Genomic DNA, 18,702 nt, shown 5'->3' with positions numbered 1-18,702 from the left:
GCACACTTGGCCTATGGAATCTGACGCGTCTTGGGCTTCGTCGAGCGGCGTCCGGCGGTCGATGCAATCCAACCGCGGCCGGGACACCGGTCTCGAGCTGGCGGTCCGGAAGCGTCTGCATGCCAATGGGCTCCGGTATCGGGTCGATTTCGCCCCGGTTCCGGGGTTTCGACGCCGAGCCGATCTCGTCTTCACCAGGCTGAAGCTCGCAGTATTCCTCGATGGGTGCTTCTGGCACGGGTGTCCTCTGCATTCGCAGGTAGTCCAACACAATGCGACGTTCTGGGCCGGCAAACTCGCTCGCAACGTCGAACGGGATCTGGAAACCACACGTGTCCTGGCGGAGAACGGCTGGACCGTGCTCCGCTATTGGGAGCACCAGCCTGTCGAGTCCATCGTGGAACACATCGAAACCGCTGTCAGCCTCGCTCGTGCCCGGGAGGGGGAAGAACCAAAATAGCACGTCCGTGCTGTTTTGGTTCGCGGAGGCCGGGGAGCCCCTTCGTCGCCCTCCCGCGGCTCTATACTCGCGGTAGGAGGTCGTCGTGGCCGCAGATCGCAACACCATGTACGGGGAATCGAGGCGGCCCCGGGGTCGTCGCTGGCCTTGGGTGCTCGGACTGCTTGCCCTGGCCGCACTGAACCTTTATGTCCAGAGTTTCGGTGGTGGGGTGTGCATCGACTACGTGGATCGGCCGGGCGTCTGTTACTCATGGAGTGGTTTCGGCTCGCCCGGGAACGAAATCCTGTGGGGCTTCTCCGTCGCCGTCGCGGTCCTGTTGCTCATCGGTCTTGTCCGTGTCGGCCGCCGTCGGAGATCTCAGGGCCCGGGTGCGTAAGCCGGGGCCGTTGCATGACCGCGTGCGAGTGAGAGTACGTCAACCGCCCCTGACCGCGACCGGAACTACCCGTCGATCGAGCTCATATCCCCGTACCGCTCGCCCACCACGGCCCCACGCGGCACGGCTTCTTCCAGCGCCTCCAGTTCTGCCGGGCTGAGTTTCAGCGACGCGGCGACCACGTTCTCCTCGAGGTACTTCACGCGGCGGGTGCCCGGGATCGGGACGATGTCCTCGCCCTGGGCCAGCAGCCACGCGAGGGCGAGCTGGCTCGGCGTGCAGCCGCGAGCCTCGGCCAGCTCCGTCACCCTCGCGGCCAGCTTGAGGTTGGCCTCCAGTGCCTCGCCCTGGAATCGCGGGAAGTAGGCGGACGACCGGGCGTCGCCGTCGCCGGCCACCGACTCGGCCGTCATGGTGCCCGTCAGGATGCCGCGGCCCAGCGGCGAGTACGGCACCAGGCCGATCCCCAGCTCGCGTAGCGCGGGCAGGACCGAGTCCTCCACATCGCGGGAGAACAGGGAGTACTCCGTCTCGACGGCGGTGATCGGGTGCACGGCGTGGGCGCGGCGGATCGTCGCGGCCGAGGCCTCCGACAGCCCCAGGTGCCGCACCTTGCCGGCCGTCACAAGCTCCGCCATGGCGCCGACGGTTTCCTCGATGGGGACGTTCGGGTCCACGCGGTGCTGGTAGTACAGGTCGATGTGGTCGACGCCGAGCCGCTGCAGCGAGGCGTCGCACGCGGACCGCACATACTCGGGCCGGCCGTTGATGCCGAGCCGCTCGCCGTTCGGGCCACGCATGTTGCCGAACTTCGTGGCGAGCTGGACCTCGTCGCGGCGGCCGGCGATCGCCCGCCCGACCAGTTCCTCGTTCGTGAACGGCCCGTACATGTCGGCGGTGTCGAGGAAGGTGACGCCGAGGTCGAGCGCCCGGTGGATGGTGGCGAGGCCGGCCTCCGGGTCCGGCGTTCCGTAGAACTCGGACATGCCCATGCAGCCGAGGCCCAGGGCGGAGACGGTGAGGGAGGAATCAGTGCCGAGAGTTCGTGTGGAGATCGTCATAAGACCAGCAAACTCCTTCGAGCGCACTCTAAGTCAAGGGCCCCGTCTGAAGTGCTGGTCCAAGGCCCGGCTGAGCTCGATGTTTCAGGTTCGAACTCGCTGCGCCGGGTAGCGAGGTGAGCCTCAGGCCAGCGAGGTCAGCGCGCGGCGAGGGGCTCCGCTGCCGCCCCGCTCCGGGCCGGGCACGCGAACGCCTCCGCCGTCGTCGCACGGTAGATGTCGATCTTGGTGTCGATCGCGGCGAGGTTCTCCTCGACTTGGCGCAGCTGTGCTATCACGTGCTCGCGGTGCTCGAGCAGGAGGCTCAGTCGCGCGGGAACGGAGGCGTCGCCGTCGCGCACCAGCCGCGCGTACCGTCGGATGTCGGCGATCGGCATGCCGGTGGCCCGCAGCCGGGCGATCATGATGATGCCGTTCACGTCCTGCTCGGTATAGGCGCGACGGCCCGACGACGCGCGGCCCACCTCGCGCGGGAGGAGCCCGTCGCGCTCGTAATACCTAAGGGTGTGCTGGCTCAGGCCGGTGCGCTCGGCGACCTCCGCGATGGTGAAGCTCATGCCTCCAGTGTGCACCCGCCCGCCCTGAATGAGCCGCGAGAGAACAGGTGATGCCCCGAAACGTGCGGTTTCAGGGCACCAAATGTTCCTTCGCGGTGAGGCGCGAGGCGCGAGGCGCGAGACGCGAGAGGCGGCGTGGACTGCCGGCCCTCAGCCCTCGCCCGCCAGCGCGTGTCTCAGCCCTCGTCCGCCAGCGCGTGCGACACCGCGCGGGTCCGGGCGTCACGGCGGGCGGCGAGCCGTTCGTAATTCTCCGGCCCGGTGCCGTAGGCGGCCTCGACGTGCTCCACGAGGTGCCGCATGCCGCCTGGCCCGCCGCCCAGGTGGTTGCTCTCGAACGGCCCGACCGTCGCCCAGCGCAGGCCGAGCGACGCCTTGACCAGCTCGTCGAGATCGCCCGCGGAGACCACGCCCTGCTGGACGAGATACACGCACTCGTCCAGAAAGACCTTCTGGAGCCGATTGCCGACGAACGCGGGGATCTCCTTCTGCAGCGTGATGGGCTGCTTCCCGATCTCCGCGTACACCTCCGTCGCCCGGTCCACGGCCCACTGCTCCGTGGCCGGGCCTGGCACCACCTCGACCAGCGGGATCAGCTGCGGCGGATTGAACGGATGGCCTACCAGGATGCGGTCCGCCGCGGGATTGCCCTCCGAGATCGCCGAGGGGACCAGCGAAGACGTCGACGAAGCGAGCACGACGTCGGGGCGCGTGCGGGCGGCGAACGTCGCGTAGAGCTCGTGCTTGAGGTCGAGCCGCTCGGGACCCGCTTCCTGGACGAAATCGGCGCCGTCGAGAGCCGCTTCGAGAGTGGCCGCCGCCCGGACGGGAAGGCCGCCGAAGGACTCGTCGATGATCTTCTGGAGGTCGGGCCGCGGATCGCTGATCTCGACCGACCAGCCCTTCTCCGCGAAGAGCCGCGCCCAGGACAGGCCGATCACTCCCGCTCCCACGATGGCGACTTTCTGCATGATGACCTCCCGGATCCTCGGTGTTGGTTCCGGTTCTCACTGTACGCCGATGTTGCGTAATGCAACAATCGAGCGGAGGTGCCGCGAGGGAGCAGTTGGTGCCCTTTTGGCGGGGTTTTGGGGGCGTGAGCTGTTCTCTCGCGGCAGGGCGCGGGGCGGGGCGGGAGTGGTGCTCTAAATGCCCGACGGCGGGCGCCCCGTGTGTGGGGTGCCCGCCGTGGGTGTGGGTCCAGGTTCCCCACCAGGGGTGGGGTGGGCCGCTTAGTGGGAAGCGGTTTCCTGTTCCTGGGCGTTCTTGGCCGCGCTCTTGCCGGCGGTGCGCAGTGCTTCGGCGACCTTGTTCAGGGCCGGCACGTGCTGGGACTGCCATTCGTTCTTGAACTTGTCCGCGTCCGGGCCCATCCACTGGACGCCGTTGAGTGCGCTGGTGAGCTGGTTACGCTGCTCATCGATGGCCTGTGCGCCTGCTTCGAGCTTCTTACCCAGTGCGCGAAGCTGCTGGACGTCTGCACCCCAAACTGCCATTTTCCTACTCCTTTGTTGTGATGGATCCGAACTGTGCCGGGTTCCCATGTCAGTGGTATTCCGTTGTGGGCTCCCGGCTCACCTCCCTGGCGGGTGGTGGTTCGTTTCCGTGAACCTCTGAGAACAAACTATCCAATGATTGGACGAGCCGTCGATGGGGAGTGCTCCCCATGAACCTCTCCCCCATGCCGAAAACCATGGGATTCCGGTGTTTTCCGGCGTGATTCGATGTTGTCACGGGCTGAAAACAGCCCGCCATGACGGCGGTGCTCCCCACAGGAGGAGGCGTCGCGCGGTCCGGCGCCCCGGCGTCGTGCGTTCCCTGCCCAGGACGGCTGGGAGGCTCCGTCCCGCGTCACATTCCCGCGAATAAGCCGGCGGTCCCGTGGTGCGCGCCCGGCGCCACGGGACCGGGCGCCGCCGCCCCGGTGCGCTGACCGGCCAGGACACCCGCCGGAAACACCCTGGACATCGTGGGGTGACTGCTGGAAATCCGCCTGACACATCCCGGTGGGAAGCTCTGTTTCCTCAGCTTCACCGCGGTCTTTGGAGGGGTCATGCCGGCATCATCATCGGATCTGTTCGCCAGCTATTCGGGGGCCTTGGCCGGCTCGAAAGCCTTCGACGAAATGTTCATCGCGGCTGCGGCCGGCGGAGGTGCGGAGGCTGCGGGTCTCACAGCACGGGGCTCCTACCGCCAGCTGACGTCGGTCCTCGCGGGGCTCACCCCGGACGACATCGCCGCCCGGGCGGAGGCCATGGCCCGCACCTTCCTGGACCGCGGCGTCACCTTCGACTTCGCCGGCGAGGAACGGCCGTTTCCCCTGGACATCGTCCCGCGCGTCATCGACGCCCAGGAATGGCAGGGCTTGGAACGAGGCGTGGCCCAGCGGGTCCGGGCCCTGGAGGCCTTCCTGAACGACGTCTACGGCGCACAGGATGCCGTGCGCGACGGCGTCCTGCCGCGCAGGCTCATCACGTCCAGCAAGCACTTCCACCGCCAGGTCCACGGCTTCCGTCCGGCGGGCGGCGTCCGGGTGCACGTGTCCGGGATCGACATCGTCCGCGACGGCGAGGGCACGCTGCGCGTGCTCGAGGACAATGTGCGCGTCCCGTCGGGCGTCAGCTACGTCCTGGAGAACCGGAGGGCCATGGCGAAGGCGCTGCCGGAGGTCTTCAGCCAGCAGTCCATCCGCCCGGTGGAGGAGTACCCCCGCCGCCTGCTCTCGGCCCTGCGGAAGACCGCCCCGGAAGGCGTGGAGGACCCGACGGTCGTGGTCCTGACCCCGGGCATCTTCAACTCGGCGTACTTCGAGCACACCCTCCTGGCAGGGCTGATGGGCGTGGAACTCGTGGAGGGCCGGGACCTCACGTGCCGCGGCAATCAGGTCTTCATGCGGACCACCTCGGGGGAGCAGCGCGTGGACGTGATCTACAAGCGCCTCGACGACGAGTTCCTGGATCCCCTGCAGTTCCGTGCGGATTCCATGCTGGGCTGCCCCGGCCTGGTCAACGCGGCGCGGGCGGGCGGGGTGACGATCGCGAACGCCGTGGGAAACGGGGTGGCCGACGACAAGCTCATCTACTCCTATGTCCCGGACCTCATCAGGTACTACCTGGGCGAGGAGCCGATCCTGGCCAATGTGGACACCTTCCGGCTCGAGGAGGACGCGGCCCGCGAGGAGGTCCTGGACCGGCTGCCCGAACTCGTGGTGAAACCCGTGGACGGTTCGGGCGGCAAGGGTCTGGTGATCGGCCCCGACGCCACCCGGGAGGAGCTCGACACCCTTCGCCGGCAGCTCCTCGAAGACCCCCGCGGCTGGATCGCCCAGCCCGTGCTCCAGCTGAGCACCGTCCCCACCCTGCACCGCGAGCGGTTCAGCCCCCGTCACGTGGACCTGCGGCCCTTCGCGGTCAATGACGGCGAGGACGTCTGGGTGCTGCCGGGCGGCCTCACGCGGGTGGCGCTCAAGGAGGGCAGCCTCGTGGTCAACTCCAGCCAGGGCGGCGGGTCCAAGGACACGTGGGTGCTGGGGGAGGAGACGGGTGCGGCGGACCCCGGGCCGTCACGGCGGCGGTTCGGCCACAGCGCACGCACGAGCGTGTGGCCCGTGGAGACCAGCTGGCGCGATTCCCAGGCGGGGCAGCAGCAATGAGTGCCGCGCGCCGTCGTCGTCAATCCCATCCCGCACCGTACGTCAGGAGGACATCATGCTGAGCCGGATCGCCGAGTCCCTGTTCTGGATCGGACGCTATGTGGAACGCGCGGACGGCACCGCGCGCATCCTCGATGTGCACCTGGAACGCCTCAATCATCTGCCGCCGGAGCAGCAGCAACAGGTGGCCCGGGACCTGCTGCAGGTCATGGGGTCGCCCCTGGACCGTCAGGACATCACCTTGCCGGAGCTGCTGCGCGTCCTCGCCTATGACCGGTCGAGCCCGACGTCGATCGCCGGAGCCCTCGGAGCCGCGCGGGAGAACGCCCGGCGGGCCCGGGAGACCGTCTCCACAAGCCTGTGGGAATGCCTGAACACGACGTACTTCGGGCTCAGCCGGCACCGCGAGGACGTGGCGGGGACGTACCGCTTCTGCCAGTGGGTGATCGAGCGGGCGGCCACCACGAGCGGCCTGACGGACAGCACCATGAGCCACGACGACAGTTGGCTGTTCATGGTCCTGGGCCGGTCCCTGGAGCGTGCCGACATGACCGCCCGGATGCTCGCCACGTGCGACGCCAACCCCGCGGGCGTGTCCTGGGTGAACATGCTGCGCTGCGCCGGGGCGTACGAGTCGTTCCTGCGCACGCGCCGCGCCGCGTTCGATGACCGCAACGCCGCCGAGTTCCTGCTCATGGACCGGCAGTTCCCGCGGTCGATCGTCTACTCGCTCAAGAACGCTGACGAGGCCCTCGCCCTGCTGGAGCCCAGCGACCAGCGCTCCGGGATGTTCAACGACGCCCGGCGCATCGTGGGCCAGGCCAGGACGTTCCTGGAGTTCCACCGCAGCGAGAACCTCATGGACGAATTGCCGGAACACATGGAACGCATCCAGCGATCCGTGGCGCGGGCCTCGGAGGAGATCGCCCGCAGGTACTACAGCGCCCGCGAAGAGCAGGCCTGGGTGGGAGAACTGTCATGACACGTCTGAAGATCGTGCACCGCACCGGATACCACTACAACAAGCCGGTCCTGGTCAGCTACAACGAAGCACGGATGACGCCGCCCACGGAGCCCGGGCAGACGGTGCTCGGCTCGCGCATCACGGTCGAACGGCCCGGCGCCACCCAGGCCCGGTACGCCGACTACTGGGGCACCCAGGTCACCACGTTCGAAGTCCACGAGCCCCACGAGTGGCTCGAAGTGGTGGCCACCGCCACGGTGGACGTGAACCGCGAACAGGCTCCGGCGCCCGACGGCGAACCGCTCGGCTGGGCTGAGCTGTCCAGCCGAGCGGTGCAGGACGAGTTCAGCGACCATCTGCCCCAGACGCGCCTGTCCGCGCCGGGCGAGGAGGCGACGGAACTGGTGGCGGCGCTCGCCGGACGGCCGACGCCGAAGGCCGCCGCGGAGGAGGTGTTCTCGAGGCTGCGGGGCGAGATGACGTACATGCCCGGCAGCACCGGCGTGCACACCGACGCGGCGCAGGCGTGGGCGCAGCGACAGGGGGTCTGCCAGGACCTCGCGCACCTGGCCATCGGCTGCCTCAGAAGTCTCGGGATCCCCGCCCGGTACGTCTCGGGCTACTTGCACCCGCGGGCGGAGGCCGACCCGGGCCAGACCGTGGCCGGGCAGTCCCACGCGTGGCTCGAATGGTGGGACGGCGCCTGGCACAGCTGGGATCCGACCAATCACAAGGCCGCCGGGGACTTCCACGTGGTGGTGGCCCGCGGCCGGGACTACCGCGACGTGGCGCCGCTCAAGGGCATCCTGTCCGGCGGCGGGGGCTCACGGCTGGAGGTCTCGGTGGATATGACCTGGCTGACCTGGGACTCCGTGCGGGCGTAGGGGGGGCGGCGGTGCGCACCCGCCGTCGTCGTACGTCCGTGTCGCGAGGGAACAGTTGGCGCCCTCTCCGCGTCGTTTTGCGGGCGCGAGCTGTTCCCTCGCGGTGGCCTGTCAGGGCACCGCCATCGGTTCAGTGCGAGGCCTGCTCCTGCTCGTTGGCATTGCGGGCGGCGGCGGTGCCCGCAACGCTCAGGGCGTGGGCCGCGTTCGACAGCGCCGGGGCGTGGGTGGAATCCCACTCGGTCCGGAACTTCTCCGCGTCCGGACCCATCCACCGCGTGCTGTTCAGGGTGGAGGAGAGGGCGGTGCGCTGGTCGTTCAGCACGTCGGCGCCCTTCTGCATCCTCTTGCCCAGGGTCCTGAGCTGCTCGACGTTCGCGCCCCATACGGCCATGACATCCTCCTCGGTGTTCTGCCCGGGGGCTGTCGCGGCCGGGGATCCTGCGATCACCGTACGCAGCCCCTGCCCCCGAGTCGATGGGCAGCGCTCCCCATGCTGGCGAGTTCGCGTCCCCACTCCGCGAGGGAGCAGTTGGCGCCCTCATGGGAGGGTTTTGGGGGCGTGAGCTGTTCTCTCGCGGCGAGGGGCGGGCGGGGGTGCCCGGAAGTCACCGCTGAGCGTCTTCGCGCATCCAGCCGCGGGTCAGGACGACGTCCGTGATCAGCTCCGCGCCCGCGACCACCCAGAACAGCCACGCGGGGATCACGCCGAGGATCGCGCAGACCGCCAGGCCGAGGATCATCGCCCCGATGGCGTACCCGACGACGCGTCGCGCGGCCGTCGCCGAGTGGGTTTCCGAGTACTCCCGCAGGAAATGCTGAATAGTCATCAAGAGCCGACCCTATCGCCTCAGCAGCCCGCCCCCCACTCCGCGAGGGAGCAGTTGGTGCCCTTTCAGCGGGGTTTTGGGGGCGTGAGCTGTTCTCTCGCGGCAGGGTGCGGGGCGGGGCTGTGTTTTAAATGCCCGACGGCGGGCGCCCCGTGTGTGGGGTGCCCGCCGTGGGTGTGGGTCCAGGTTCCCCGCCGTGGGTGGGGTGGGCCGCTTAGTGGGAAGCGGTTTCCTGTTCCTGGGCGTTCTTGGCCGCGCTCTTGCCGGCGGTGCGCAGTGCTTCGGCGACCTTGTTCAGGGCCGGCACGTGCTGGGACTGCCATTCGTTCTTGAACTTGTCCGCGTCCGGGCCCATCCACTGGACGCCGTTGAGTGCGCTGGTGAGCTGGTTACGCTGCTCATCGATGGCCTGTGCGCCTGCTTCGAGCTTCTTACCCAGTGCGCGAAGCTGCTGGACGTCTGCACCCCAAACTGCCATTTTCCTACTCCTTGCTCGTGGTGAACCCGGCCTGCCCGGTTTCTGTTGACTCAAAACTATCCGGACCGCGCACGAACCGTCGATGGGTAGGGGTACCCATGGAGTGCTCCCCATGGTCGGGGTTGTTATAGCACGCGTGGGCTACAAGGCGAGGCGAGACCCGGCCCGGACGTGATGCGGGGTCAGTTGATGCCCCATGATCACCGATCACGCGGCATCGACTGACCTCACATTCCAGGGGCGCTAGCCTGCCAGCGCCTGCTCGAAGTCGCGGATCAGGTCGTCCACGTCCTCCAGCCCGACCGACAGGCGCACCACGCCGTCACCCAGCCCGATCGAGGCCCGGCCTTCCGGGCCCATGGCGCGGTGCGTCGTCGTCGCGGGATGGGTGATGAGGCTCTTGGAGTCGCCCAGGTTGTTCGAGATGTCCACGACCTTCAGGCCGTTGAGCAGCGTGAACGCCGCGTCCTTGGCCGTGCCGCCCGGCAGTGGCGCGAGCTCGAGGGTCAGGACCGTGCCGCCGGCGCTCATCTGCCGCTTCGCCAGTTCGAACTGCGGGTGCGACGGAAGCAGCGGGTACTTCACCCAGGTCACCTGCGGCTGCTGCTCGAGCCACTCGGCGAGCTTCAGGGCGGAGGCGGATGAGTGCCGCACGCGCATGTCCAGCGTCTCCAGACCCTTCGTGAGCACCCAGGCGTTGAAACTCGACAGCGACGGCCCCGTGTGCCGCATGAGGTTCTTCACCGGCCCGTCGATGAACTCCTTCGTCCCGAGGATCGCGCCGCCCATGACGCGCCCTTGGCCGTCGATGTGCTTGGTCCCGGAGTACACGACGACGTCGGCCCCCAGATCCGTGCAGCGCTGCAGCATGGGGGTGGCGAAGACGTTGTCGGCCACCACGGTGGCGCCCGCGGCGTGCGCGAGCTCGCTGACCGCGGCGATGTCCACGATCTCCTGCATCGGGTTCGACGGCGATTCGAAGAACACCGCCTGCGTCGGCACGGACAGGGCTTCGCGCCACTGATCCAGATCGGGCCCGTCGACGAACACGGTCTCCACGCCCCAGCGCGGCAGGATCTCGTTCAGGATCACGAAGCAGGACCCGAACAGCGACCGTGCAGCGACCACGCGGTCCCCGGCGGCGAGCAGCGCGCCGAGAGCAGTGAACACCGCGGACATGCCGGACGCTGTGGCGAAGCACGCCTCGGTGCCTTCGAGCAGCCGCAGCCGTTCCTGGAAGGTGGCGACGGTCGGATTGCCGTACCGCGAGTAGACGAAGCGTTCGTCCTCACCGGTGAAGGCGCGTTCGGCGGCCTCGGCCGAGTCGTAGACGAAGCCCGAATTCAGGAACAGCGCCTCGGAGGTCTCATAGAAGCCCGTGCGGTCCAGCCCGCCACGCACCGCCTGAGTGGCCGGCGACCAGGAAGCGGCCTCAGGATTGAACGCCATGCCTCACGCTCCGATGGTGGTCGGCAGGCCGCTGTTCTTCCAGCCGTTCACGGTGCGCTCCCCGAAACGGTCCGGGACGCCCTCGAAGCCTTCCAGGACGTTGTACGCGGACCAGCCCGCCGCCGTCGCGGCTTCCGCCGCCGCGATGGACCGCTGCCCGGAACGGCACAGGAACACGAGGTCCGCGGTGCCCGCCTCCGGCGCCTGCTCGGCGAGCTCCGTGAGGAACCCCTGGTTCGGCACGCCGCCGGCAAGGTTCCACTGGATGAACAAGGGATCGCCGGACGGGGCCTTCGGGCGGCCGATGTGTGCCCACTCCGCTTCGGTGCGCACGTCCACGAGGATGGCGCCGTCCTTGAGCTTGTCCCAGGCCTGCTGCGGCGTCAGGTCACCCGCGTAGCTCACAGGGCACCGCCGTAGGGGGCGAAGCCGGTGGCGGGGACGGCGTACGGGTCGACCACGGGGGCCGGCGGCGCGGGCGGCGCGTACGGCAGGACGACGGCCTGGGCCGCGATCACCGTCTCCCCGTTGAAGGTCACGGACGGGCTCCCGTAGAGGATGTACCCATCGGCCAGGGCGGCGGAGACCCGCTCGCAGAACTCGCGGGTGTCCGGGCCGGTCAAGAGGCGGTAGGGCAGGCGGGCGGGCGCTTCGGCCGTCACGTCCTGGGGCGCGACGGCGGGCACGGCCACAGTGGTCTGCTCGGCGGCGGGGGCGGTCGCCGTCGTCGTGGCGGCCTTCGCGGAGGAGGCCTTGGCGGCTGCCGGCTTGGCGGCCGCAGCCTTCGTGGTGCGCGGAGCCCGGGTGGCAGGCTTGGCCGTGGTGCTCCGGGGAGTCGTGGCCTTGGCGGTTCCGGCAGGGGCGGACGTGGGTTCTTTGCGGGCAGGCAAGTGGGGCTCCTTCGCGCTTGCAGTTGACACATGCCGAGTAGTCACCTGAGGCACCCCGCCGCGTGTGGAGGGTTGCCGACCGGTCAGTCAGGGCTTGTCACCGGTGCTCGTTACTCTGCAAAAAATCTAGCACCAGCCCCCGGGGAGAAGTGTGACGGGAGGCTTCATCTTGTGTCATGAAACCGGGAGGAAACGGCGGCGGAAACCGCGACGCAATCGTCGACGGAAACCGCACCCCCGGAAACGTGGTTCACCCCCGGAAATTTCAGGGGGTGAACCACGTTTCCGTGGGTGAAGGCGCGTCAGTCGCACCGGTCCGCGACGGCCCGGGCGAACGCGAGCACCGTGGCCGAGAAATCGAGGACCTCCGTGGCCCGCCGCTGGCCGTGCCCGGAGCCCTCCTCTTCGCGGAGCCAGGCGAGGCCGCCCCGGTCCCGGTACAGCCGGACGAACTCGCGAGCCGCCTCGTTGTCGACGCGTTCGTCCCGCCCCATGACGCAGCACAGCAGGGCCGGGGCCTTGTCCAAGTGTCCGGTCCCGCGGAGCACGTGGAGAGGCGACGCCGCGGCGCGCTCCTCCGGCGGCCATTCCCCGTCCGCCCCGAATTCGTGGCGCCACTGCCCTCCCAGGCCGTGCCGGTCCAGGTCCACGATGTCCAGCAGCGGGGCCACGGCGATCACGCCGCCGAAGGCGGATGGTTCCCGGAGCGCCGCGGCCGTCACGACGAAGCCGCCGTGCGAAGCCCCCACCGCGACCGTCTGACGCGGGGTGGTCCAGCCTTCCGCGGCGAGGAAGCGCGCGACGTCGAGCAGGTCCCGGACCGTCCGCGTCTTGCCGGAGCCTCGGCCGGCTTCGTGCCACGAGGGCCCCAGCTCGCCGCCGCCGCGCAGCTGGGCGGCGGCGTGAACGCCACCGCTCTCGAGCCACGCGGGCACACTCGGTTCGGCCTCGGGGTGGTGGCGGACCCCGAAGCCGCCATAACAGCTCAGCAGGAGCGGCGCTGGACTCCGGGGCAGGCCGCCCGGCCCGAGCGCGTCCGCCCGGATGGAGACGACGACGGGCACGGGTGTCCCGTCGTCCGCCGTGCCCAGGAGCCGCCGATGGACGATGTCCTCCGGGCCGCCGGTTCGGTGCGGCGTGGAGGACGGTTCCCCAGGCCGATGCGTGAGGGGCAGACACGCGACGGCGGACGGTCGTTCGGGGGATGCGGTGCGGATCCACAGCGTCCCGTCCGGAGGGTCACCGGCCGCGGTCCGGCTCAGGGACAGCTCCTGGAGTCGCTCGGCCGGGGCCAGCCGCACCAGGTCCGATCCGTCGAGGTCCAGGGTGGTGATGCCCTCGCGTTCCACCGCGCGGAGGGTCCCGGCGGGTGTGTCGAGCCGGGCCAGCACGCGCTCGGGCGCCGGACGCGCCTGGCCCGGGCGGTCCGGGCGCGGGGTCGCTCCCGGACGCGCAGGCGCCGGAGCCGACCCTGACCCCGACGGCCCTGACCTCGACGACTCCGACCCTGACGGCCCAGGCCGCTGGGCGCCAGAATCAGGGCCGCCGGCCGGGCCCGGGGGTTTCAGCGGGACCCAGGCGTCGCCGTCGTGCGTCCACTGCTGCTCGGGGCGCCCGGGAGCCCGGGAGCGCAGGGTGAGGGCGTCCCCGTCGGCTCCGAGGGTGAGGCGCCGCCCTTGGAGGTCGTCCACCAGGCTGTCCGGGAACGGCAGGACGGAGGGCCGCCCGGACGGTGGGGTTCCGTCGTCGGCGTCGCTCAGGAACCAGCCCACGAGGCGCTGCGCGCCGGGCTTGCCGTCCAGCATCCACAGCCGTTCCCCGCCGTGGGTCCACACGGGGACGGCGTGCCAGGAGTGGGCGCCGCGCAGGGGACGGGCGGGACGGCCAGGGGTCAGGAGCCAGACCTGGGCGAGTTCGTCGCCGTCGCCGCTGAGGAGAGCCGCCACCTGCGCCCCGTCCGGGGCGAGGGCGAATCCCCGCACCAGCAGTCCGTCCGGAGCGGGCAACGGTGTCCCCGGAGACGTCCCCGGGGGCGGTCCGGAGCGCAGGTCCCACGCTTTCCGGAGCGCGGTCGCGGAGGCGACGTGCAACGCGGAGTGGGCGTCGTCACGGCCGCGCCAGAGGAACGCCGCCACGTCCCCCGAGAGCTGGGGGATCCCCTGCCGCGGACTGGTGTCCCAGCGCCGCAAGAGCCGCCGGAAATGCTCCTGACCTGGGCCGGAACCGGGGATGCCGTTCACCGGCCCACCGTGTCCCGGGGTCCGTCGGTCGAGTCTGAAATCCAGGCCAGGTGGCCGCCGTCGCGGAGCGGGCCTTCCATCCGGATCGTGCGCCACGTCGTCCCCGGGGCGGCGGTGTCCACCAGGTGCAGCTCGCCGTGGCCGCCGCGGGTGACGGCCACGAGCTCGGAGGAGGGGGAGGCGGCGATGGCCCGCCGGTCGGCGTCGTCCCAGGGCTCGTGCCCAGGACGCGGGGCGTGGTCCATGGCGGGCAGGTCCCAGCGGCCACGGACCGGCAGACCGGCCGGGCTGTCCGGCTCGGCCGCGCCGCCCGTAGCCCCCGGGCTGTCCGGAACGCCCGCCACGCCCAGGTCGAGGACGGTCAGCCGGTCCCCGTCCGGGTGCACCGACGCGACGGCGACCCCCGTCGCGGTCAGTGCGAAGCGGAAGATCAGGCCGTCGTTGAGCGGCGCTATCCGGGTGTGGCCGGAGCCCAGGTCATGGACCCACAGGCGGTTGGTCCAGGACGTCCACTCGCGAGGATTCCCGCCGCCCTCCCGCAGCACGGCCACCAGGAGACGCCGTTCCGGGTCGAACCGCAGGAAGTACGCGCGGCCCGGCGCGATCCACGGCAGAACCTCCCGCGTACGCGGCTCCGGACCGTTGACGTCCACCTGTTCGAGGCCGCGTCCGGTCGCGACGTACAGCGTCCCGGTGGCGGGGTCGTAGGCATCGCCGTGACCGTCGGCCGGGAAGCCGTCCAGGATCTCTCCGCGCAGCGGAGGGCAGTGAACCCCCTGCTCCAGCACGGCGTGGAACGGCAGGGATTCGATCGCCCCGGGTTCGCGGTGCCGGAGGACGACGCGCGGCTCCCCGCGTCCGCCGGTGACCACGACTCCCGGCTCCCCGGCCCGGGTGCGGATGCGGCGGGAGCGCGGGCCGCCGTCGGCGTCGCGGTCGATCACGGTGAGCAGATCGCTCCACGGTTCCCAGGCGGCGCCGAGGCCGGTGGTGACGGCGAGGTACCGCCCCGTGGGGTCGCAGGCGAGGTGTTCTCCCGGGATGGCCACCGGGATCCGCTGCACCCCGTCGCCTGCCGCGGCGCCGTGACGGAACGGGTCGACCACCAGGACGGCTCCGCCGCCGTCGTCCACGAAGGCGCAGCGTCCGCCGCCCAGACCCAGCACCCCGGCGTGCTCGGCCAGCACCACATGGTCCAGCCGGGACACCTCGGCGCCGGCTCCCGGATCGAGGAAGTGGACGGTGCCGGCGTGCTGGTCGGCGACGAGAAGAAGCTCTGAAGACATGGCGATTCCTTCCGATTTTGAGAATGATTCTCATTAACGATAGCCTGTCGATGTTGCCGCACGGCAGCGCTCACCCACACCGAAAGGAGACCAGCCATGGAGAACACCAAGGTCCTGGTTGATGTTGAAGAGACCGAACAGCTCGCGCACCTCTCCGCGACGCACTCGAACGCTCTGGTCGAGAACCCGTTCGACTGAGCGCCGACTGAGCATTGACCGGGGGCGGGCGGCCGGCAGCCCGCCCCCGGGAGCACAGCCCGCCGGACCCGGAAACCACCATGCGCGAAGAGGGACCATGCCCACGATCCACACCGTCGACGCCTTCGAAGTCCAGGGGCGGACCACCGTGCGCACCGAGGACGGGACCTTTCTGCGCCTGGCGGAGCAGCGCGACGGGATCGCCGCCCTCGGCCCGGCGCTCGAAGCGCGCATCCGCGGCGAGCTGGAGGACCGCCGTCGCGTCCGTACAGCCCCCAGGGCCGGCCGCGCGGACGTCGGAATCCTGGCCCCTGCGGCTTTCATCCGCGAGCTGGAGACCCGGCTTCCGGGCTCAGCCCTCCGGCTCCGCACCGTCACACCCCAGGCCGTGACCTCCGGCGGACACCTGCCGGGAATTCTGCTGCACGTTGCGGAGACCCCCGGTGAGCGGAGTCTGGCCGACCGGCTCCCGGCGGCGGGAACCGCCGTGCTGCGCTGCTACCGCGAGGGCGGTCTGCTGTTCATCGACCCCTTGCGACTGCACGACGGCGACCCCGACTCCCGCCAGGTCCTGCGCCGCAGACTCGCTGCGTCGTCCGCCCCTGCCGAGCTGGAGGCCTGGCTCGACCGCCAGCAGCCCGGCGGCTTCCTCGACGGACTGCCGGCTGCGGCCCACACCCTTTTCTTCGCACGGCTCCTGACCGTGCTGACCGACTGGCAGCACCACACACCCGCCCTCGACGAGCACCGCCGCACCCTCTGGCGCCTGGACACCACCACTCTTGTCGCCACGGGGCATCCCGTCCTCGCCTATCCCGAACCGGCGCCCCATCCGGGGAGGCGGCGGTGACGGGCGCCTCTCCTCGCACGGTGAGCGTCACGCTCGCCGACGGCTGCCGTCTGCTCGCCGACCACTACCCGGCGTCCGGCTCCGGCACGTCAGCGCCGAGCCGCGGAACCGTCCTCCTCCGGACCCCCTATGGCCGCTCTCAGCACCGTGCGCAGGCCGCCTCCTGGAACCGCGCCGGATTCGACGTGGTGGTCCAGGACGTCCGGGGCCGGTACGGCTCCGAGGGCGACTGGCGCCCCTATCGTTCCGAGGGCGACGACGGCGCCGCCACCGTCCGCAGTCTGGCGTCACAGGGCGTGCTGCGCGGCCAGGTTCTGCTCGCCGGTGCGTCTTACGACGCCCATTGCGCGCTGGAAGCCGCCCGGACGCTCGAGCTGGGGGACCCCGGCGACTCTGGTCCGGGACGGCATGAACCCGCCGTCGCCGTCGTGGCGATGGTGCCGGCACTCGGTCTGTTCGAGACCGCCCACGATCCCCAGGGGCGCCCGCGCCTGAGGGACCGGATCGGCTGGTGGCATCAGCACGGCTTCGCCCGGGAATCCGGTCCGCCGCTCCCGGACGATGCGCTGGACCGGCTCCATGAGCAGGCCGGGCGGCACGGGGTGCTGAGTGTCGTCGAGGACGGTGTCCACGGTCCAGGCGCCTCCGCGGCCTGGCGGCGGCTCTGGAAGGCGAGGCCCCTCGATCTCACCGCCCGCTACGGCTCGCTCCGGACGCCTCTCCTGGTGATCGGCGGCAGCCGGGACTTCTTCGCCGCGGAGACGCTCCGCCTCGCCGGGGCCTGGAAGCAGGGGCGCACGGAACTGCTCTGGGGGCCGTGGGGACACCGGCTCGCAGCAGATCTGGAACCGCGCCAGCATGCCGCGCTGCGGGCGGCGGGTGGCCTGCTCCACCGGATCCGCACCTGGTCGGAGGGCCCACCGGGTCACGCCCGCACCTGGGTGTTTGGCGCCCGGGACACCGATCAACCCGCCTGGACCCCCGCGGTCCGTGACGAGCTCCTGGCCGTCCCGTCCTCGTCGCCGCTTCACCGATCACAGCAGAGAGCCCGAACCCCATGAACCTCGCCGCCCCACCCGCCAGCCCGTTGCCGTTGCAGGCCCTGGTCGATGAACAGACCGGGATCATCCGCAGGGTCCGTTCCGTGCTCACGCCCGAGCACGCCCCTCCGGCGTACACCTCCATGACCGCTGAGGTCTCCGACGCCCGCTGGCTGGGCGACTGGCCCGCCGACCGCGTCTCGCTCGGCACCACCTTCGGGGACGAGCGCCAGGCCTGGATCGCCGCCGTCGCAGAGGGCATGGAGCGGTATTGCGGCAACTTCATCCCGGCCGATCTCGACGACGGCGACCACCTCGTCGCGACCGCGGCCGAACTCCGCGCGCGGGGCCTCCGCCCCGCGCCCTTGGACACGCTGCCCCGCTTCGCGCCCTGGCAGGAGGGGCGGGCCGGCTTCCCCTACCGCAACCTCGAGGACGACGTCCGCACCCTGTGGGTCCGCTGCACGACCGCGGAGCCGGACGGCGTCCCGCAGCCCGCGGCGCCCGCCGCCGGGCCAGCCACCGCGGCGGACGGCGCCGCGGCAGGTTCCGGCTCCACCGACTGCTGGCTTCCCGCGAGCCTCGTGTACCTGAACTGGCGGCAGCGCCGGTTCCGTGAGCTGCCACGCGTACACCACCTCAACTACGCCGGGATCGCGACCGGCCAGGGTTTCCAGGACGCCGCCGACCGGGCGGTGCTCGAAGTCATCGAACGGGACGCCCTGGAACTGTGGTGGCACCTCGGCGGCCCCGTGCGGGGGATCCGGCCCGCGTCGGTCCCGGGACTCGTCGAGGACATGGCCGGCTGCCGGTTGGAGTACTGGGTGGTGGAGATGCCCAGCGAATTCGCGCCGTGCGTCGCCGCCCTGGTGCACGACCCGGACACCGGCCTGTACGCGGCCGGGTTCGCGTGCCGCACCGACCCAGCGGAGGCCGCCCGGAAAGCGGTCCTCGAAGCGGTCCACACCTGGATCTACACGCAGGGCTGCCAGGACGCCGACGGCTGGGTCTTCCAGGCGGTGGAGGCCGGGCTCATGGCCCGCGGTCTCTATCTGGACCATCGCGAGGACCGGGCCTACCTGGACGACGCCGGCGAGCACTTCTCCGCGGTCCGGGACCTCGGCGCCCACGTGCAGCTGTGGCTGGATCCCCGGGTGCACCACCTCGCGTCCCGGTTCATGGCGCCCGAGCTCGGCCTCGTGGACATCGACGCCGTGGCAGGCGTCCCCCTGCCGGACGTGTATGCGCGTCTGCGGGAGGCCGGGCACCCGGTCCACCTTCGGGATCTGACCACCGCGGACGTCGCGCAGACCGGCTTGAGGGTGGTGCGCGCCGTCGTCGGGGGACTGGTGCCGAATGCTCCGGCGGCGTTCGCCTACCTGGGCTGCCCGCGCTTCGCCCAGGCGGCGCTGGACCGTGGCTGGCGGGACGCGGCTCCGCACCGACCCGAAGACTTCACCCTCGTCCCGCCGCCCCACATGTGA

The 18,702-nt window shown here is 70.7% G+C and carries 20 protein-coding genes and 1 riboswitch; of the genes, 8 read left to right on the top strand and 12 right to left on the bottom strand.

The window, feature by feature from the left end:
- Positions 1-13: 13 nt before the first annotated feature.
- A complete protein-coding gene (locus P9849_RS15200; protein WP_278267550.1) occupies positions 14-460 on the top strand; it encodes a very short patch repair endonuclease in 447 nt (148 codons plus the stop codon).
- Between the two features lie 444 nt (positions 461-904).
- Here P9849_RS15200 and P9849_RS15195 read toward each other — a convergent pair whose 3' ends face one another.
- The 4 genes from P9849_RS15195 to P9849_RS15180 form a co-directional block, all read right to left on the bottom strand.
- Positions 905-1,894, bottom strand: a complete 990-nt coding sequence (locus P9849_RS15195) for an aldo/keto reductase (RefSeq protein ID WP_278269172.1) — start codon at positions 1,892-1,894, stop codon at positions 905-907.
- 143 nt (positions 1,895-2,037) lie between these two features.
- A complete protein-coding gene (locus P9849_RS15190) occupies positions 2,038-2,457 on the bottom strand; it encodes a MerR family transcriptional regulator (RefSeq protein ID WP_278267549.1) in 420 nt (139 codons plus the stop codon).
- Between the two features lie 176 nt (positions 2,458-2,633).
- Positions 2,634-3,428, bottom strand: a complete 795-nt coding sequence (locus P9849_RS15185; RefSeq protein ID WP_278267548.1) for a 3-hydroxyacyl-CoA dehydrogenase NAD-binding domain-containing protein — start codon at positions 3,426-3,428, stop codon at positions 2,634-2,636.
- Between the two features lie 261 nt (positions 3,429-3,689).
- The gene (locus P9849_RS15180; RefSeq protein ID WP_278267542.1) at positions 3,690-3,953 is read right to left on the bottom strand and encodes a hypothetical protein; all 264 of its coding nucleotides are present in this window, start codon (positions 3,951-3,953) and stop codon (positions 3,690-3,692) included.
- Positions 3,954-4,510: 557 nt separating this feature from the next.
- Here P9849_RS15180 and P9849_RS15175 point away from each other — a divergent pair.
- From P9849_RS15175 to P9849_RS15165, 3 genes are read left to right on the top strand one after another with little or no spacing between them, the layout of a single operon-like run.
- Positions 4,511-6,109 (top strand): circularly permuted type 2 ATP-grasp protein, encoded by a 1,599-nt coding sequence (locus P9849_RS15175; protein WP_278267547.1) that lies wholly within the window; start codon positions 4,511-4,513, stop codon positions 6,107-6,109.
- Positions 6,110-6,164: 55 nt separating this feature from the next.
- The gene (locus P9849_RS15170) at positions 6,165-7,091 is read left to right on the top strand and encodes an alpha-E domain-containing protein (protein ID WP_278267546.1); all 927 of its coding nucleotides are present in this window, start codon (positions 6,165-6,167) and stop codon (positions 7,089-7,091) included.
- On the top strand, positions 7,088-7,957 hold the full coding sequence (locus P9849_RS15165) for a transglutaminase family protein (RefSeq protein WP_278267545.1): 870 nt from the start codon (positions 7,088-7,090) through the stop codon (positions 7,955-7,957). Before P9849_RS15170 ends, P9849_RS15165 begins: the two co-directional genes overlap by 4 nt.
- 130 nt (positions 7,958-8,087) lie before the next feature.
- Here P9849_RS15165 and P9849_RS15160 read toward each other — a convergent pair whose 3' ends face one another.
- The 8 genes from P9849_RS15160 to P9849_RS15125 form a co-directional block, all read right to left on the bottom strand.
- Positions 8,088-8,351: a hypothetical protein gene (locus P9849_RS15160; protein ID WP_278267544.1), complete on the bottom strand. Its 264-nt coding sequence runs from the start codon at positions 8,349-8,351 to the stop codon at positions 8,088-8,090.
- Between the two features lie 214 nt (positions 8,352-8,565).
- A complete protein-coding gene (locus P9849_RS15155) occupies positions 8,566-8,787 on the bottom strand; it encodes a hypothetical protein (protein WP_278267543.1) in 222 nt (73 codons plus the stop codon).
- A 214-nt stretch (positions 8,788-9,001) separates the two neighbouring features.
- Complete coding sequence (locus P9849_RS15150; protein WP_278267542.1) at positions 9,002-9,265, bottom strand: hypothetical protein; 264 nt, start codon at positions 9,263-9,265, stop codon at positions 9,002-9,004.
- 243 nt (positions 9,266-9,508) lie between these two features.
- Positions 9,509-10,714, bottom strand: a complete 1,206-nt coding sequence (locus P9849_RS15145; protein ID WP_278267541.1) for an O-succinylhomoserine sulfhydrylase — start codon at positions 10,712-10,714, stop codon at positions 9,509-9,511.
- 3 nt (positions 10,715-10,717) lie between these two features.
- A complete protein-coding gene (locus P9849_RS15140; protein WP_278267540.1) occupies positions 10,718-11,119 on the bottom strand; it encodes a rhodanese-like domain-containing protein in 402 nt (133 codons plus the stop codon).
- Positions 11,116-11,376, bottom strand: a complete 261-nt coding sequence (locus P9849_RS15135; protein ID WP_066216424.1) for a DUF1737 domain-containing protein — start codon at positions 11,374-11,376, stop codon at positions 11,116-11,118. The genes P9849_RS15140 and P9849_RS15135 overlap by 4 nt, the downstream gene beginning before the upstream one ends.
- A 236-nt stretch (positions 11,377-11,612) precedes the next feature.
- A riboswitch (SAM riboswitch) is annotated at positions 11,613-11,719 on the bottom strand.
- Between the two features lie 187 nt (positions 11,720-11,906).
- A complete protein-coding gene (locus tag P9849_RS15130) occupies positions 11,907-13,844 on the bottom strand; it encodes a prolyl oligopeptidase family serine peptidase (protein ID WP_278267539.1) in 1,938 nt (645 codons plus the stop codon).
- Positions 13,841-15,130: a hypothetical protein gene (locus P9849_RS15125; protein WP_278267538.1), complete on the bottom strand. Its 1,290-nt coding sequence runs from the start codon at positions 15,128-15,130 to the stop codon at positions 13,841-13,843. The genes P9849_RS15130 and P9849_RS15125 overlap by 4 nt, the downstream gene beginning before the upstream one ends.
- Positions 15,131-15,226: 96 nt before the next feature.
- Between P9849_RS15125 and amiA the strand changes: the two genes are divergently transcribed.
- From amiA to P9849_RS15105, 4 genes are all read left to right on the top strand, one after another.
- On the top strand, positions 15,227-15,328 hold the full coding sequence (gene amiA / locus P9849_RS15120) for a streptamidine family RiPP (protein ID WP_243874664.1): 102 nt from the start codon (positions 15,227-15,229) through the stop codon (positions 15,326-15,328).
- Between the two features lie 97 nt (positions 15,329-15,425).
- Positions 15,426-16,178 (top strand): hypothetical protein, encoded by a 753-nt coding sequence (locus P9849_RS15115; RefSeq protein ID WP_278267537.1) that lies wholly within the window; start codon positions 15,426-15,428, stop codon positions 16,176-16,178.
- Positions 16,179-16,198: 20 nt separating this feature from the next.
- Positions 16,199-17,239, top strand: coding sequence for a CocE/NonD family hydrolase (locus tag P9849_RS15110; RefSeq protein WP_278267536.1), 1,041 nt, complete (start codon positions 16,199-16,201; stop codon positions 17,237-17,239).
- Positions 17,236-18,702: a YcaO-like family protein gene (locus tag P9849_RS15105; protein WP_278267535.1), complete on the top strand. Its 1,467-nt coding sequence runs from the start codon at positions 17,236-17,238 to the stop codon at positions 18,700-18,702. Before P9849_RS15110 ends, P9849_RS15105 begins: the two co-directional genes overlap by 4 nt.

Source organism: Arthrobacter sp. Y-9, from assembly GCF_029690065.1.
Taxonomy (GTDB): domain Bacteria; phylum Actinomycetota; class Actinomycetes; order Actinomycetales; family Micrococcaceae; genus Arthrobacter_E.
This window is presented reverse-complemented; position numbering and strand designations above follow the sequence as displayed.

What these genes read in the sequence shown, in the direction of transcription:
- P9849_RS15200 (WP_278267550.1), top strand. Translation starts at nt 14, where the DNA reads ATGGAATCTGACGCGTCTTGGGCTTCGTCGAGCGGCGTCCGGCGGTCG.
- P9849_RS15190 (WP_278267549.1), bottom strand. Translation starts at nt 2,457, where the DNA reads ATGAGCTTCACCATCGCGGAGGTCGCCGAGCGCACCGGCCTGAGCCAG.
- P9849_RS15185 (WP_278267548.1), bottom strand. Translation starts at nt 3,428, where the DNA reads ATGCAGAAAGTCGCCATCGTGGGAGCGGGAGTGATCGGCCTGTCCTGG.
- P9849_RS15180 (WP_278267542.1), bottom strand. Translation starts at nt 3,953, where the DNA reads ATGGCAGTTTGGGGTGCAGACGTCCAGCAGCTTCGCGCACTGGGTAAG.
- P9849_RS15175 (WP_278267547.1), top strand. Translation starts at nt 4,511, where the DNA reads ATGCCGGCATCATCATCGGATCTGTTCGCCAGCTATTCGGGGGCCTTG.
- P9849_RS15170 (WP_278267546.1), top strand. Translation starts at nt 6,165, where the DNA reads ATGCTGAGCCGGATCGCCGAGTCCCTGTTCTGGATCGGACGCTATGTG.
- P9849_RS15165 (WP_278267545.1), top strand. Translation starts at nt 7,088, where the DNA reads ATGACACGTCTGAAGATCGTGCACCGCACCGGATACCACTACAACAAG.
- P9849_RS15160 (WP_278267544.1), bottom strand. Translation starts at nt 8,351, where the DNA reads ATGGCCGTATGGGGCGCGAACGTCGAGCAGCTCAGGACCCTGGGCAAG.
- P9849_RS15155 (WP_278267543.1), bottom strand. Translation starts at nt 8,787, where the DNA reads ATGACTATTCAGCATTTCCTGCGGGAGTACTCGGAAACCCACTCGGCG.
- P9849_RS15150 (WP_278267542.1), bottom strand. Translation starts at nt 9,265, where the DNA reads ATGGCAGTTTGGGGTGCAGACGTCCAGCAGCTTCGCGCACTGGGTAAG.
- P9849_RS15145 (WP_278267541.1), bottom strand. Translation starts at nt 10,714, where the DNA reads ATGGCGTTCAATCCTGAGGCCGCTTCCTGGTCGCCGGCCACTCAGGCG.
- P9849_RS15125 (WP_278267538.1), bottom strand. Translation starts at nt 15,130, where the DNA reads ATGTCTTCAGAGCTTCTTCTCGTCGCCGACCAGCACGCCGGCACCGTC.
- amiA (WP_243874664.1), top strand. Translation starts at nt 15,227, where the DNA reads ATGGAGAACACCAAGGTCCTGGTTGATGTTGAAGAGACCGAACAGCTC.
- P9849_RS15115 (WP_278267537.1), top strand. Translation starts at nt 15,426, where the DNA reads ATGCCCACGATCCACACCGTCGACGCCTTCGAAGTCCAGGGGCGGACC.
- P9849_RS15105 (WP_278267535.1), top strand. Translation starts at nt 17,236, where the DNA reads ATGAACCTCGCCGCCCCACCCGCCAGCCCGTTGCCGTTGCAGGCCCTG.